At 58.3% G+C, this 15,469-nt stretch carries 13 protein-coding genes; 5 read left to right on the top strand and 8 right to left on the bottom strand.

Annotated elements, in window-relative coordinates; genetic code table 11:
* Nucleotides 1-15 precede the first annotated feature (15 nt).
* Both CLV84_RS18750 and CLV84_RS18745 read right to left on the bottom strand, forming a co-directional pair.
* The gene (locus CLV84_RS18750; protein ID WP_104421367.1) at nt 16-1,908 is read right to left on the bottom strand and encodes a cation:proton antiporter; all 1,893 of its coding nucleotides are present in this window, start codon (nt 1,906-1,908) and stop codon (nt 16-18) included.
* Between the two features lie 38 nt (nt 1,909-1,946).
* Nucleotides 1,947-2,258 carry a YbaB/EbfC family nucleoid-associated protein gene (locus tag CLV84_RS18745; RefSeq protein WP_104421366.1) on the bottom strand — a complete coding sequence of 104 codons (312 nt, stop codon included), beginning with the start codon at nt 2,256-2,258 and terminating at the stop codon, nt 1,947-1,949.
* Between the two features lie 87 nt (nt 2,259-2,345).
* Here CLV84_RS18745 and fabG point away from each other — a divergent pair, with 87 nt between their 5' ends.
* From fabG to CLV84_RS18730, 3 genes are read left to right on the top strand one after another with little or no spacing between them, the layout of a single operon-like run.
* On the top strand, nt 2,346-3,077 hold the full coding sequence (gene fabG / locus CLV84_RS18740) for a 3-oxoacyl-[acyl-carrier-protein] reductase (protein ID WP_104421365.1): 732 nt from the start codon (nt 2,346-2,348) through the stop codon (nt 3,075-3,077).
* A 45-nt stretch (nt 3,078-3,122) separates the two neighbouring features.
* Nucleotides 3,123-3,833: a glycosyltransferase family 2 protein gene (locus tag CLV84_RS18735; RefSeq protein WP_211295304.1), complete on the top strand. Its 711-nt coding sequence runs from the start codon at nt 3,123-3,125 to the stop codon at nt 3,831-3,833.
* Nucleotides 3,830-5,431, top strand: a complete 1,602-nt coding sequence (locus CLV84_RS18730; RefSeq protein WP_104421363.1) for a cellulose synthase family protein — start codon at nt 3,830-3,832, stop codon at nt 5,429-5,431. The genes CLV84_RS18735 and CLV84_RS18730 overlap by 4 nt, the downstream gene beginning before the upstream one ends.
* Nucleotides 5,432-5,788: 357 nt before the next feature.
* Here CLV84_RS18730 and nqrF read toward each other — a convergent pair whose 3' ends face one another.
* Genes nqrF through CLV84_RS18700 form a run of 6 tightly spaced genes read right to left on the bottom strand, consistent with a single transcriptional unit; the run spans nt 5,789 to nt 12,402 of the window.
* Nucleotides 5,789-7,063, bottom strand: a complete 1,275-nt coding sequence (gene nqrF / locus CLV84_RS18725; RefSeq protein WP_104421362.1) for an NADH:ubiquinone reductase (Na(+)-transporting) subunit F — start codon at nt 7,061-7,063, stop codon at nt 5,789-5,791.
* A gap of 59 nt (nt 7,064-7,122) precedes the next feature.
* On the bottom strand, nt 7,123-7,737 hold the full coding sequence (nqrE, locus tag CLV84_RS18720; protein WP_104421361.1) for an NADH:ubiquinone reductase (Na(+)-transporting) subunit E: 615 nt from the start codon (nt 7,735-7,737) through the stop codon (nt 7,123-7,125).
* 56 nt (nt 7,738-7,793) lie between these two features.
* Entirely contained in the window at nt 7,794-8,558 is a 765-nt protein-coding gene (locus tag CLV84_RS18715) for an NADH:ubiquinone reductase (Na(+)-transporting) subunit D (protein ID WP_104421360.1), read from the bottom strand.
* A gap of 8 nt (nt 8,559-8,566) precedes the next feature.
* Nucleotides 8,567-9,310, bottom strand: coding sequence for an FMN-binding protein (locus tag CLV84_RS18710; protein ID WP_104421359.1), 744 nt, complete (start codon nt 9,308-9,310; stop codon nt 8,567-8,569).
* Between the two features lie 18 nt (nt 9,311-9,328).
* Nucleotides 9,329-10,732: an NADH:ubiquinone reductase (Na(+)-transporting) subunit B gene (locus tag CLV84_RS18705; RefSeq protein ID WP_104421358.1), complete on the bottom strand. Its 1,404-nt coding sequence runs from the start codon at nt 10,730-10,732 to the stop codon at nt 9,329-9,331.
* A gap of 53 nt (nt 10,733-10,785) precedes the next feature.
* Nucleotides 10,786-12,402 (bottom strand): Na(+)-translocating NADH-quinone reductase subunit A, encoded by a 1,617-nt coding sequence (locus tag CLV84_RS18700; RefSeq protein ID WP_104421357.1) that lies wholly within the window; start codon nt 12,400-12,402, stop codon nt 10,786-10,788.
* A 351-nt stretch (nt 12,403-12,753) separates the two neighbouring features.
* On the opposite strand from CLV84_RS18700, the gene mnmG reads away from it, so the two are divergent.
* Complete coding sequence (gene mnmG / locus CLV84_RS18695) at nt 12,754-14,619, top strand: tRNA uridine-5-carboxymethylaminomethyl(34) synthesis enzyme MnmG (protein ID WP_104421356.1); 1,866 nt, start codon at nt 12,754-12,756, stop codon at nt 14,617-14,619.
* A 122-nt stretch (nt 14,620-14,741) separates the two neighbouring features.
* On the top strand, nt 14,742-15,332 hold the full coding sequence (hisH, locus tag CLV84_RS18690; protein WP_104421355.1) for an imidazole glycerol phosphate synthase subunit HisH: 591 nt from the start codon (nt 14,742-14,744) through the stop codon (nt 15,330-15,332).
* Nucleotides 15,333-15,469: the final 137 nt, after the last annotated feature.

The raw sequence follows: 15,469 nt of genomic DNA, 5'->3' as shown, positions 1-15,469 counted from the left end.
GGACGAAGATAGCGTTTACAATGCTTTCTTCCCCTCCTCCACCTGCGGCTGGGAGGCCGTTTCCGGGAGTTCGACACCCAGATAGACCAGGGAATAATTACCACTGTCTACGTCAATGGATTCCACATCGTAGGGTATGGGGTTCAACTGCCCGTCGGGCGATTTGATGAACAACGGAATGGAGTACTTTTCTTCCCGAGCGATAACGAGCAGGTCCAGCAATTCCCGCTGGCTGTACAATTCGTGCTCGTGAATTTTGGCGGCTTCCCGGTGGGCCTCGCTGAGGTTGATGAAGTCGTCGGCGTGACTGAATATGTGCGCACTGTCTTCGGTGGCACCCCGGGATTTCATTTCCTCGGCGGTAATGAGGCGGAAGGCGCCGCGTTCGCCGAAGATGTCTTCGTAGCGGCGAATGGCGTAAGCGTTCACGTCGTTGCTCCCCGTAAGGGCCAGCATGTACCCGACATCCAGGAGATCGTATTCATCGCTGAGGTCGGAGTTGTAAATGTTTGCGACGATGCCCCGCAAACCCTGATCCTGGGCGCGGCGAATGTTGCTGCCGTTACTGTCGACCATGAAGACTTCTCGACCCTGTTCCTTCAGGTACTTTCCGATGGTTACGGCGAAGTCGTTCGCTCCCAGGATCAATACGCCACTGGAAGTATCCTGGATAACCCCGAGTAAGCGCGCCACCAGGCGTGCGGTAGTCGCGTTAATCAGCACCGTACCGAGAACGATCATGAAAACCAGCGGCGTAATGTATTCTGCCCCAGGCACGCCGTCGGCCACCAGGTTCAAGCCAAAAAGCGAGGCGATACCCGCCGCAACGATGCCCCGCGGCCCTACCCAGCTGATAAACACTTTCTCGTTCACGCTCAGGTTGCCTCGGGCGGTGCTCAGGAAAACGCTGAGGGGACGAAGGACCAGAATGACGAATCCGAACAACGCGAGGGGGCGCCAGTCTTCCGTCAGCAGGCGCAGCTCATCCATATTCATATTAGCGGCCAGCAGGATAAACAGAATGGAGATCAGGAGGACGCTGAGCGATTCCTTGAATGACAATATCTCCTTGATCCGGGGCACGTCTTTATTAGCCAGTACCAACCCCATGACCACCACCGCAAGCAGGCCCGATTCGTGGGCTAACTGATCGCTCACGACAAAGATGAACAGGACGTAAGCCAGGATAAATACGTTGAGCAGGTAGTGGGGCACCAGCTCACGTTTGATGATGTGGAAAAGGGCGTACCCCATTAGGAACCCCAGGGTACCGCCGTAGATGATGATCTGAACGAAGGTGCGCAATGCCTCCCCCGTAAAGCCGATTCCGTGGTCCGTCGAGCGAATAAATTCGAAAACCAGTACCGCCACCAGCGCACCCAGCGGATCGATCAGGATTCCCTCCCATTTAAGGACGGTACTCACGTTCCGGTTGAGCGGAATGTTCTGCAAGATCGGCGCGATCACCGTCGGACCGGTTACGATGATCAGGGCGGCGAACAAAAAACTGATGCTCCACCCCAGCCCCATGATAAAGTGCGCGGCTAAGCCCGCCCCCACGAACGTGACCAGACTCCCGATGGAGATAAGCCGTAGGATCGATCGTTGGGTTTCCCGGACCTCCCGGAACTGCAGCGTCAACCCTCCCTCGAAGAGTATGACGCCGATGGCCAGACTTACGAAGTAGAATAGCGACTGCCCCGGAAAGAGCCCCCGCCCCTCCCCGTCTTCCCCCACCAAGTGGTAGATCGGGCTGATCAGTTTCTCCCCGTCCGCGGTGAAAAGCGCGGAAATAGGGCCGACCAGCAGGCCGATCACGATCAGGGGGAGAATAGCGGGGATCTTCACCCGCCAGGCGAACCACTGGGCGAAAATTCCCAGGATAATGATCCCTGCGAGTTCTTCCATAAAAAATTGAATGGCCTAAATCAGGCGATAAAGTAGCATTATCCGCCGAGAAGCCCCCCCAATCCGCCGGGAAGCATATTGTCCATCATGCCACCGGCCTGCTTGGCTTCGAATTCGGCCGCCTTTTCCAGGGCGCGGTTGGTGGCCACCACCAGCAGGTCTTCGAGTGCCTCTACGTCCGAGGGGTCGACCTGATCCGGATCGATGCTGATGTTCTGTACGGTACGGGTACCGTCGCAGGTGACCTTGACGGCACCGCCACCGGCTTCCGCCTCGAAGGATTCCTGGGCCAATTGCTGCTGCATTTTGGCCTGCATCTCTTCCATTTGCTTCATCATATCTCCGAACATGGCTAGGTAGTTTTGAGGGAATAAAAGGCGGGGGCGGGCTTTTAAGTTTACCCTACCTTTGGCCGCCTACCAAAAAATAAGTCATCCATGGCACTACTCGACGGAAAAATCGCACTTATCACCGGAGGTTCCCGCGGCATCGGTGCCGCGCTCGTCCGCGCCTTTCACGGGGCCGGCGCGAAAGTCGCCTTCACCTACCGCAGCTCGGCCGGCCCCGCCGAAGCCCTGGTCGGCGAACTCGGCGAGAACGTACGCGCCTACCAGAGCGACGCCTCCGATTACGCCGGAGCCGAGCAACTGATCAAAACGGTCACGGAAGAAATGGGTGGCCTGAACGTCCTGGTCAATAACGCCGGTATCACCCGCGATACCCTGATGCTGCGGATGAATGAAGAGCAGTGGGACTCGGTGCTGGACAACAACCTAAAGTCGGTCTTCAATCTCACCAAGCACGCCATGCGCGGCATGATGCGCGGCGGCGGCAGCATTATCAATATGTCCAGTATCGTCGGCATCCAGGGCAACGCCGGCCAGGCCAATTACGCGGCGAGCAAGGCCGGGATCATCGGCTTCAGCAAATCCATCGCCAAGGAAATGGGGAGCCGGAACCTCCGGTGCAACGTGATCGCTCCCGGATTCATCGAAACCGATATGACCGACGAACTGCCGGAACAGGTGAAACAATCCTATCTGGCCACCATTCCGCTTAAGCGACTGGGCCGGCCAGAGGAGATCGCCGATGCCTGCATTTTCCTGGCGTCCGACATGAGCAGCTACGTCAACGGTCAGGTGCTAAGTGTCGACGGCGGACTGAGCTAACAACACGCGGCCGCCCCCGGCGTATCTTTACCGTAAACCCTCGCTTTGCCTGCCGGTCCCTTGGTCATCGACGTAATTATTCCCGCGTTTAACGAGGAGCGGAGTATCGGTTTGGTGATCGACGAGCTGCCGCGCCACCTCATTCGGGAGGTCATCGTGTGCGACAACAACAGCACGGATCGGACGGCGCAGGTGGGCGCGGACGCAGGAGCAACGGTAGTCCGGGAAAACCGGCCAGGGTACGGCTCGGCCTGCCTACGGGGAATGTCGCATATCGCCACCCGACCCGCCGCGGAACAACCCGACGTGGTGGTTTTTATCGACGGGGACCATAGCGATTATCCCGGGCAGCTGCCGGAACTCCTTGCTCCAATCGAGCGGTTCGGTTACGATCTGGTCATCGGGTCAAGGGCGCTGGGAAAAGCCGAAAGGGGCAGCATGACCTTCCCCCAGATCTTCGGCAACTGGTTGGCGACAAACCTTATTCGGGTGTTTTATGGTTATGAGTTTACCGACCTCGGTCCGTTTCGCGCCATCCGCTACCCGGCCCTCGTAGCTTTGCGGATGGAAGATCCCGACTTTGGCTGGACCGTGGAAATGCAGGTCCGCGCCGCCAAGGCCGGCCTGAAGTGTACGGAGGTACCGGTTGGCTACCGTCGCCGCATCGGGGTTTCCAAGATTTCCGGAACCGTGAGGGGGACGGTGCTGGCCGGGCATAAAATCCTCTGGACCATCTTCAAACTGATCCGATCATGACCATACTCGCTTTCCTGGTGTTGGCCATTTATTCGATCAGCCTGCTTTACATCACGGTTTACTGCTTACTACAATTTAACCTGTTATACCACTACCGGTACGGCGAGAGCCCATGGACGCCCGCTGCGACGGTGACCCGCTCCGAGTCCCTGTGGACGACCCCCGGTTGCCGCTCGGCTTCCACTCGGGTGGCTTCGGCTCCGCCGGATCGTTACCCCGACGACGTAGCCGTTGCTCCTGCGCCGGCGGCGCCCCCCTTACCCTTCGTTACGGTGCAGCTGCCGATCTACAACGAATATTACGTCATCGGTCGGTTGATCGATGCCGTAGCCGCCTTCGATTACCCGAAGGACCGCTACGAGATCCACGTGCTCGACGACAGCGACGATGAAACGGTCGATCTGGTAGCGAAAAAGGTAGCGGAATACCGGGCCCGGGGGTACCGTATCCGGCAGATTATCCGCCCCAACCGGGAAGGCTTCAAGGCCGGTGCCCTCCGCGACGGGATGCGGGAGGCGAAAGGGGAGTTTATCGCGATCTTCGATGCCGACTTCGTACCGCCACCTACGTTCTTGTGCCGCACGGTTCCCCACTTTGCCGACCCGCGGATCGGCGTGGTACAAACCCGGTGGGAACACTTGAACGAGAATTACAGCCTCATTACCCGCCTGCAGGCACTTCAACTGAACGTACACTTCACCGTCGAGCAAGTCGGACGAATGAAGGGGGGGCATCTGCTCCAATTCAACGGTACGGCGGGGATCTGGCGGCGGGAGGCGATCGACGCCGGTGGGGGCTGGCAACCGGATACCCTCACCGAAGACCTCGACCTGAGCATCCGCAGCCAACTGGCCGGCTACCGAATCCGCTACCTGGAAGGTGAAGGCAGCCCGGCCGAATTACCGGTGGATATGAACGGCTTCAAAAGCCAGCAGCACCGGTGGATGAAGGGCGGCGCGGAAACGGCGCGGAAAATGCTGCCCGACATCTGGCGCAGCGGGCTTGCGCTGGGTACCAAGATCCACGCTACGGTTCACCTGCTGGCCTCATCGATCTTCCTCTTTGTATTCGTTTGCGGCGTGATCAGCGTCCCCCTGCTATTCCTGTTGGGAGAGTTGGAGAAATTCGGTTTCAGCAAGCATTTCTTCGCACTCTTTCTCACGGGCTTGCTATCCGTAGTGACCGTGTACTTCGTGGCCAACGTGCGGAGTGTGGCCAACCGGGAGAAACGCTTCGGTAAATCACTGATAAAGTTCTTTATCCTCTTCCCCCTTTTTCTGGCCCTCAGCATGGGGCTATCGCTGCATAACTCCATTGCCGTGTTACAGGGCTACCGGGGTCAAAAGAGCCCCTTCGTACGGACGCCGAAGTTCAATATTAGCTCGGTGCGGGACAAATTCCGCTCCAAAAAGTATTTCTCCGGGCGCCTGAACGGCATCACGCTGGGGGAAGGCGTGCTGAGTCTGTACTTCCTGCTCGCCGTAGCCGGTGCCTTCTATGTGGGAAATACCACCTTCGTGGTATTTCATGCCCTGCTGGCAATCGGGTACGGGGCGATCTTTTTTTACAGCGTGAAGCATTTGGGGCTTACTAAGTAGGAAGCTGCCTCCGGCAGCGCAAGCAAGAGGCTGCCTCCGGCAGCGCTGGTAAAATTCCACCTGAAAGGAGGCCCTATTCTGTCATATTACTAGAGCCTATTCAAGCAATAATTGTCACCGTATCTGCGGCGCCTTTCCGCGTTTGACTTCGTTGAAAAAACGCTTCCGTAGCTATGGGTATGCAATCTTTTTTCCGCCTCGTCACCCACGTAAATACACCAGCACCTACTGCGACATAATCGACCTGACTAGGCACTAGAGCCTACACACAGAAGAGCCCGGTGAGATTTCATCTCACCGGGCTCTAGGCGCAGTCAGAGACTGCTTCTTACTGGCGCTGCCGGAGGCAGCTTCGTACTAGGAACCGAAGTCGTCGAATGCGATATTTTCTTCGGGAACGCCCAGTTCGTCGAGCATATTCTGGACGGCCTGAAGCATCAGCGGAGGACCACAGAGGTAGTACTCGATCTCTTCGGGCTCGGGGTGATCCTTGAGATAGTTCTCGAGCACCGCCGTGTGAATGAATCCGGTCATACCGTCCCACTTATCTTCTTCCAGCGCGTCGCTGAGGGCGATGTGGTAGCTAAAATTGGGGAAGTTCTCCTCGATCTCGCGGAATTCCTCGGTGTAGAACAGCTCGGCCTTCGAACGTCCACCGTACCAGTAGCTGACCTTCCGGTCGGTCTTCATGGTGTGGAAAAGGTGGAAGATGTGGCTGCGGAGGGGCGCCATACCGGCACCACCGCCGATGTAGACCATTTCTTTGTCGGTCGGCTTGATGAAGAACTCGCCGTAGGGGCCGGAGATCGTCACCTTATCGCCGGGGGTCTGATTGAACACATAGCTCGAACAGACGCCGGGGTTCACGTCCATATAGGCGTTCTTCTGGCGGTCGAAGGGCGGTGGGGCGATCCGGATGTTGAGCATGATGATGTCACCTTCTCCCGGGTGGTTGGCCATGGAATAGGCGCGGAACTGTTCTTCGTCGTTCTTCATGACGAAATCCCACATGCCGAATTTGTCCCAGTCGGCCTTGAATTTATCCTTGGGGGCTCCTTTGTGGAACACCGGGTGGGGCGTGATATCGAAATTTTTGAAGTGGACTTCACATTTCGGCACGTCCACCTGGATATAGCCTCCTGACTCAAAATCGAGGGTTTCGCCTTCCGGCAACCGCACGACGAACTCCTTGATGAAGGTAGCGACGTTGTAGTTCCGGTCGACGGTACACTCCCATTTCTTGATACCGAAGATTTCCTCGGGGATCTGGATCTCCATGTCCTGGCGCACTTTCACCTGACAGGCCAGTCGCTTGTTTTCAGCGACCTCGCGGCGGGTAAGGTGGTTGAGCTCCGTGGGCAGAACATCGCCACCGCCTTTGGTGATGTGGCACTCGCACATGGCGCAGGTTCCGCCACCGCCACAGGCGGAAGGCAGAAATACACTCTTATCGGAGAGGGCGGAAAGCAGGGAGTTGCCGGGCTGAACGCGGAGGGGGTTCTCCTTGTCACCGTTGACAATGATACTTACCTCCCCCTGGGGGACGAGTCTGCGACGCGCAACCAACAACATCGTGATGAGTGCCAGCACGATGAGGGTGAAAACGACGATCGCTAATCCTATGGTAATCATGGTACCGTGTTTTATAGGTAAGCCGGGAAGTCCCCGGCCGGTTTATCAGTTCGGGGTAATTATTCGGCTACCGTCTCGCTCCAACCGGCAAAAACGGCCGGATCGATGCCGGTAAGGCTGAGGAAGGCAATCCCCATCAGTCCGGTGATGAGGAAGGCCATGCCCAGTCCACGCATTGCTGGCGGGACGTTACTGTACCGGATCCGCTCCCGGATAGCAGCCAGCGCGATAATGGCTAGGAACCAGCCAAAACCGCCACCCAGGCCGAAAGCGATGGATTCCGTCAGGTTGTATTCCCGGCTCACCATGAAGAGGCTACCCCCGAGGATGGCACAGTTGACGGTGATGAGCGGAAGGAAGATACCCAGCGCGGCGTAGAGGCCGGGGCTGAACTTTTCTACCAGCATTTCCACCAGCTGAACGGTCGATGCGATTACCGCGATGAACAGAATGAAGCGCAGGAACTCCAGTTCCGCGGGAATCAGGACCAGCTCGTTGATGACCCAGTTGATCGGCATCGTAATTCCGAGCACGAAGATGACCGCCAGTCCCAGACCGGTGGCCGTGGAAAGCGTCTTCGATACGGCCAGGAAGGAACACATGCCGAGAAAGTAAGCCAGCACCATATTCTCGATGAAGGCCGACTTGATGAAGATATTCAGAAATTCTCCCATGATTGGGTGATTTTAAAGTCTTGAGGAAGAGCGGAAAATAGCTAACGGTCCTACGATCAGGAAGCGTCGACGAGCTTGGTGTTGTAGCTCCGCTGGATCCAGATGAATACGGCGATCACGAACATGGCCGCCGCGGGCAGCACCATGAGGTTATTGTTGGCGTACCATCCGAACCAGGTGCCTACGCCACTGTCGGCGGCCGTATTGATCCAGTACTGGGTGGTGTCGTTGCTGGGGCCGATGATGTTCATGGCGATCGGCGAGCCGGCAAACAGGCTTCCCTTTCCGAAGAGCTCGCGGACGACCCCGACTGCTACGAGAATCAAGCCGTAACCCAATCCGTTCCCTACGCCGTCGAGGAAGGACCGCCAGGGCTTGTTAGCCATAGCGAAGGCTTCCAAACGCCCCATGACGATACAGTTGGTAATGATCAGTCCGATGTAAACCGAAAGCTGCTTGTACACCGGGAAAGCCAGCACCTTGAGTGCTTCGTTGACCAGCGTCACCAGGGTAGCGATGATGACGAGCTGTACGATGAGGCGGACCGGCTTCGGAATGATGTTCCGCATCAGCGAGGTAAACAGGCTGGAGAAAGCGGTAACGAAAACCACCGCCACCGCCATTACGAGGGAGGGGTAAACGAGGGAGGTAACGGCCAGTGCCGAACAGACCCCGAGCACCTGAATAGTGATCGGGTTATTATCGAGCAAGGGGTCGGTAATGAGGATCTTTTCCTTCTTACCGAATATCGGCTCCTTTTCGGATTCCGGCTTCTTAGGTTCCGCTACGACGCCGGTTCTGATTTCAGTTGATTCTGCCATGGTGCGAATTATTTCATGTTCATACCGGTGGTTTCCCCGCCGGCACGCTGCTCTTCAATATAGGGTTGGTAGGCTTTGAGCCCGTTGTACAGCATCTTGGTGACGCCGTCGCCCGTAACGGTGGCTCCACTCAGGCCGTCGACCTCGTGGTCCATATCGACGGCACCGCCCTTGCGAACGATTATGCTGACGAACTGGTCACCGTCGTAGATCTTCTTGCCTTTAAACTGGGACTTCCAGCCGGCATTGTCCTTGATCTCGGCGCCGAGGCCGGGGGTTTCGCCGGCGTGGTCGAAACTGGCTCCGGTAACGGTGTTAAGATCGGATGCGAGCGCGATGTTGCCCCAAATAGCATCCCATAGTCCGTTGCCCCGTACGCTGAAGACATAGTATTCGTCATCCAGGTTGAACTTGTATACGGGATAGACGCGCTGGCCTTCCGGTTTTTTGTACTCCTTCGCCAGGTCGATGGAAGCGAAATCCACGTCGTCCACCGGCTCACCGGCGGAATTCACGACGATCTGATCCACCCGTTCCGAGAAGATGTTCAGCACCTCCGCGTCGCTGAGTTCAGCGATCGGAGATCCGGCCTCGGCCATGGGTTCGGCTACGGTGGCCAGTATTTCCCGCTTGTTGAAGATGTCCTCGTTCAGCGCAGCAGATTCAGCCGTAAGGGTACGGAAGCCCGCAAGTACCAAGGCTACGACCACGGTCATGATAAGACCGAAGGTATAGATGTATTTCGTACTCATAATCGAGTGAAGTTTGAATTAATAATTACCGAGGTTTCCGACGGGTCGGTAGCCTTCGGCATTCTGGGGGGTGAAAACCTCGACATTCTCGTTCCGCTTGGTAATCAGTTCGTCGCGGGTCTTGGCCATCGAGGCCGTCCGCTTGGCCCGGCGCTTAATGTTGGCCTGGTAGACGTAGTGGTCGATGAGGGGAGCAAAGGTGTTGAGCAAGAGAATAGATAGCATCCAGCCTTCCGGATAGGCCGGGTTCAGCACCCGGATAATCAGCCCGATGAAGGCGATCAGAAAACCGTAAATCCACTTTCCGGTGGGCGTATCGGCACTACTGACGGGGTCGGTAGCCATGAAGACGATCGCAAACAGGAAGCTGCCCATGATCATCTGCCGCAGGGGGTGGATGGCCATGAATTTGAAAATGCCCGGCGTAGAGTCCGTCAGCTCGGCGGGAGCGATGGCGTTAAGCATCAGACCGGCCACGATGAAGCCGATCAGGCCGCCTACGATGATGCGGTAGTCGGCGATGCGGGTGAACATGATGAAGGCCATGCCGATCAGGATCAGCGGTACGCTCGACTCGCCGATCGAGCCGGGAATGGTGCCCCAGAAGATGCTGCTCTGGTCGTAGACGGCGGAAACGCCTTCCCAACCTTCCTTAGCCGCAATGCCGAGGGGGGTAGCACCGGTCCAGCCATCGACCACGAACTGGCCGCCGGCACCAAACTGCGCCCATCCGAATCCGGCAAAGACCCAGTCGAAGGCGTGGTGAGCCCAGTTATAGGCCTCGCTGGCGTACAGGCCGACGTCCACTTTTTCTATACCGCTTACCCAGACTTCGTCACCGGAAATGGTGGTCGGATAAGCGAAGAAGATGAATACCCGGGCTAGGAGCGCGATGTTCCAGATGTTCATGCCCGTACCGCCAAAGGCCTCCTTACCGAGAACAACGGCGAAGGCAACAGAAACCGCCAGGATCCACAGGGGGATATCCGGGGGCATGATGAGCGGGATCAGGGCGCCGGACACCAGGAAGCCCTCCTCTACGGAGTGCCCCTTCTTTGCGGCGTAGATGAACTCGATGCCCAGCCCGACCAGGTGGGTCACGATGAAGATCGGAATGATCTGAATGAGGCCGTAAACGATCTTCAGGTGGAAGCCTTCCAGGTACCCCGTAAACTCACCGAGAGCCGCGAAGTGCTGCTGGCCGATGTTCCAGGTGCCGAAGACGTACAGCAGTTGCAGCGCGAGTACCACCCACACCATCTGCCGCTTCAGGTCCATGGCATCGCGCACGTGCACGCCGCCATTCGTTACCGTAGGGGGCTGAAAAAGAAATGTATAGAAAGCGTCGTAGGTCGTGGCCAGGAAGGGCGATTTGCTGTGATCCGGCTCGAACTTGGTGACAAAATCGTGTATGGCTTTCATGTAGGCTTTATCAGTACGGGCTATCCAGAAGTAACACCCCGTGTTTTCTATAGTTATCCTTGTGCAATCATGGTGTCGTGACCCTGACGCAATAGCTGTTGCAGCGGCTGTTTGCTTACGCAGGCGAACTCACACAGGGCCACGTCTTCGGGTACCAGCTCGTAAATGCCCAGTCCTTCCATGCTCTCCAGATCGTTGACGATGATGGATTTCATCAGTTGGGTCATGTAGATATCCATGGGCAGTACCTGCTCGTAGTCGTTGTTGACCACGAAGGCCCGTTTTTCCCCGTTCGTACGGGTGGTAAGGTGGAGATCGTTGCTCAGTACCGGCACGGTAGGCGAGACGGACGCTTTCGCGCTGTTCGGGATCAGCCAGCCGAAGACTTCGGCGTGGTCGCCTTCCTCGATGGCGGTGATCTGGTTATCGAAGTAGCTCAGGTAATTGTCCGTGCTCTTTTTGGTGCCCGAAAGCACGTCGCCGCTGATGATCCGGCTGTGTTCGCGTACGTTTTCGCCGGCGATCAGTTCGCCGATGTTGGCACCGGCGTAGGTCCGTACGTAGCAGGGCTCACTGAAGGAGTCGCCGCTGAGGGCCACCAGGCGGCTGGTGTCGAACCGTCCGTTCTGGAAGAGCTCACCGAAGAGGAGAACGTCCTCGACGCCAAGTGTCCAGACGGTATTCTCGCCGCGGCCGCAGGGGTGAATGTGGTGAATCTGGGTGCCGACGTTACCGGCCGGGTGCGCACCCCGGAAGTAGCGTTTCTCCACGCCACGGGTAACACTGTAGGGGCTGTCCTTTTCGCCACGTCCGTCGAGGCCCAGGTAGACCAGACCGGGGGTGAGGCGGCGCAGCACGTCGATACCGGCCTGGAATACGTCCATCCGACCCCGGAGTGCCAGTTTCAGGTCGGGGGCCAGCGGAGCCGTGTCGAAGGTGGAGACGAAGATGTCACGAGGCTCGATGTCGGGATCCGCCACGCGATTGTAGGGACGTTGGCGGATCGCGGGCCAAACGCCGCTTTCGAGCAGGAACTCCACCAGTTCTTCCCGCGAAGCCTCCCGGCCGGGCAGGGTGTAGGTACGGCTCACCTGTTCCTTATCGGCCAGGATGACTACCTCGGAGATCGAGCGCTTCAGTCCGCGGTTGATACCGATGACCTCTCCGCTGACCGGGGCCACGAACTTGATCCGGGGCATATTCTTGTCGAAAAACAGGGGGTCGCCCGCTTTGACGACGTCGCCTTCCTCGACCAGCATCTTCGGGATGGGCCGCAGACCGAAGTAATCCGGCGGCGTTACGGCGAAGCGGGTTACGTTGGGCTCGCGAATGACGTCCTGCGGCGCCCCGGCCATCGGGATGTCGTATCCCTTGGTGAGGGTGTAGACGTGCGCCGTATCCAAATAGCCGGGCTTCTTACCGCGGAAGAACTCCCGGATATTGGGGAATAGCCCCATCGTGGAGGAGTCCTTAATTCCCATCTGCTTCGACTCGATAACCATAAAGTTATCGGCTACGCTCACTACGATAAAGAAGAAGATGATCAGGGCGAGGGCCGCAACACCGTAGAAGAGCAGGTTACTACCGCCCGGTGCGCTAGCCTGTGACTGGAGCAAATGCGTGGCCAGGAAGAAGAACGTAAGTCCGACCGGTCTTAGTAAAATTTTCATACGCGGAGGCGTGCGTTAAGAACAATTGACTCGGTCAACGGTGACCGACACGAGGATAAAAGCCGCTCATTTCGAACGGACTTCGTGATTGGGCGCAAAGTTACGACATCAACGACATCTGGGCCACCCTCGCATTAGCTTGTTAAAATTGGGAGCTTATTTAGACCTATTCCATTTTAAATGCGTATCGCCTTGTCGCCGTAATCCCCCTTCACCTGCGCTCCGGCGCCACCCTCCTACCTGATTGTATGGCGCCGGAGCGCGGGAGCAAAGCGTACCCGCTGCGGGAAGCCTATCCCGTAACCCATGACATTGCGTAACTTTGCGCGTTCGTAAAACGTTGATAGCCCTATGTTTCCAACCTACGACGTGATAGTGGTCGGTGCCGGTCACGCCGGCTGTGAGGCCGCCGTAGCCGCCGCCAATCTCGGCGCGAAAGTGCTGCTCGCCACCATGAATATGCAGACCATCGCCCAAATGAGCTGTAACCCCGCCATGGGTGGGGTCGGCAAGGGGCAGATCGTGCGGGAGATCGATGCGCTCGGGGGCTACTCCGGGATCGTTACCGACGAGACCATGGTGCAATTCCGGCTCCTCAACCGCAGCAAGGGTCCCGCGATGTGGAGCCCCCGCGCCCAGAGCGACCGGATGGCCTTCGCCCTGCGCTGGCGGGAAATGCTCGAAGCCCACCCGAATATCGATTTCTGGCAAGAGATGGTCACCGGCATCATGGTTAAAGACGGACGGTGCAAAGGCGTACAGACCGGGCTCGGGATGGAGATTCCCGCCAAATCGGTCGTGCTGACCAACGGCACCTTCCTCAACGGGACGATCCACATCGGGGAGAAGCAGTTCGGCGGGGGCCGGGCCGGCGAACGGGCCGCCACGGGCCTCACCGCCCAGCTACAGGAACTCGGCTTCGAGGCCGGCCGCATGAAAACCGGCACCCCCGCCCGCCTCGACGGCCGCACCCTCGACTACAGCGTCATGACCGAGCAGCCCGGCGACGAGGATCCCGGCCGCTTCAGCTACACCGATACCCCGCCGCTGACCGATCAGCTTCCCTGCCACGTCACTTACACCAGCCCGGAAGTACACGAGACGCTACGGGAGGGCTTCGACCGCAGCCCCATGTTTAACGGACGTATCCGCGGACTGGGCCCGCGCTACTGCCCCAGTATCGAGGACAAGATCGACCGCTTCGCCGGCCGCGACCAGCACCAGCTCTTCGTGGAACCGGAGGGACGCAACACCTGTGAGATTTACGTCAACGGCTTCAGCTCCAGTCTGCCGGAGGATGTGCAGTACAAAGCCCTACGCAAGGTCCGCGGCTTCGAGAACATGAAGATGTTTCGCCCGGGCTATGCCATTGAGTACGACTTCTTCCCCCCCACCCAACTCGGACCGACATTGGAGACCCGGCTAATCCCCGGGCTGTTCTTTGCCGGACAGATCAACGGCACCACAGGCTACGAGGAAGCCGGCTGCCAGGGACTGATCGCGGGCATGAACGCCGCCCTGGCCGTACAGGAGCGCGATCCCTTCATCCTGAAGCGCAGCGATGCCTACATCGGGGTGCTCATCGACGACCTGATTAATAAGGGCACGGAGGAGCCTTACCGCATGTTCACCAGCCGGGCCGAGTACCGCATCCTCCTGCGCCAAGACGACGCCGACCTGCGGCTAACCCCGATGGCCCACGCCCTGGGCGTCCGCGGCACCGAAGATCGTATGGCCCGGGTACACGAAAAACGGGAGGCCGTGGAAACCATTTCCCGCGAACTGCGCGCCCACAGCGTCACTCCCGACCAGATGAACGGCTACCTGGAAAGCGTAGGCACCGCCGCCCTGAAGCAAGGCGTAAAGCTCGATTCCATCCTGTCCCGCCCCGGCGTCAGCCTGGAAGGATTGGCCTCCGCCGTGCCCGCGCTTCAGGATTTTCTGGTTCCGTACGACGGAGAAATCATCAATCTGGCCGAAGTCACCCTCAAGTACGAAGGGTACATCGAGCGGGAGCGGCAGGCCGTGGAGAAGATGAGCCGCCTGGAAGGGATCAAGCTCGGCAAGAGCTTCGACTACGAGCAGCTGACCAGCCTCAGCAAGGAGGCCCGGCAAAAACTCAACAACCTGAAGCCCGTTACCATCGGTCAGGCGAGCCGCATCAGTGGGGTCAGCCCGGCGGATGTGAGCGTGCTGCTGGTGCACCTAGGCCGGTAGAATGCGCCCCGATAGCTATCGGGGCGATAGTAAAATGCAGCCTCCGGCTGCACAGAAATATTTATCACCCGCGCGCTCGGAGAGCGCTTCCTACTCCCGCGGCCGGAGGCCGCATCTTACCCATGGTAGCCATCATCAACTACAACGCCGGCAACATCCGCTCCGTCCTCTACGCCCTCGAGCGCATCGGCGTCGACCACGAACTGACCGCCGACCCCACCAAGATCCGCGCCGCCGATAAGGTTATCTTCCCCGGGGTCGGCCACGCCGCCTCTACCATGGCCCACCTGAACGATACGGGGTTGGCCGACGTCATCCGCTCCCTCACCCAGCCGGTTTTCGGCGTTTGCGTGGGGATGCAACTGCTCTGTAGCCACAGCGAGGAGGGGGATGTGGATTGTCTGGGCATTTTCCCGGAAAAAGTCCGGCAGTTCCGACCGGTCAACGGGGAAAAAGTCCCGCACATGGGTTGGAACGACGTGCAGGTAAAGCATGGCAATGGTTGGCTTAGTGACGAGGTGGACGGTGGGTATTGCTATTACGTCCATAGTTACTTCGTCGAGTCCGGCCCGGATACGGTCGCCACCACCAATTACTGCGGCACGGACTTCGCGGCGATGATGCGTCGGGATAACTTCTATGCCGCCCAATTTCACCCGGAAAAGTCGGCGGCCGTTGGGGAACGGATTATTCGGGATTTTTTGGCGGTTTAAGGGGGGAGGAAACGAAGGAGTCGCTGCGCGACGGGAGGGGTACCGCAAAGGCGCAGCGAAACGCTAACTCTTACGGAATGCCGTGGAAGACCACGAAGTAGCGGCGCAGCCAATCCGCGTCCATCCGTGCCCTGGCA

Origin of the sequence: Neolewinella xylanilytica (assembly GCF_002934605.1) — a bacterium.
Taxonomy (GTDB): domain Bacteria; phylum Bacteroidota; class Bacteroidia; order Chitinophagales; family Saprospiraceae; genus Neolewinella; species Neolewinella xylanilytica.
The sequence above is the reverse complement of the archived record's forward strand: the minus strand, read 5'-3'. Positions and strand labels throughout refer to the sequence as shown.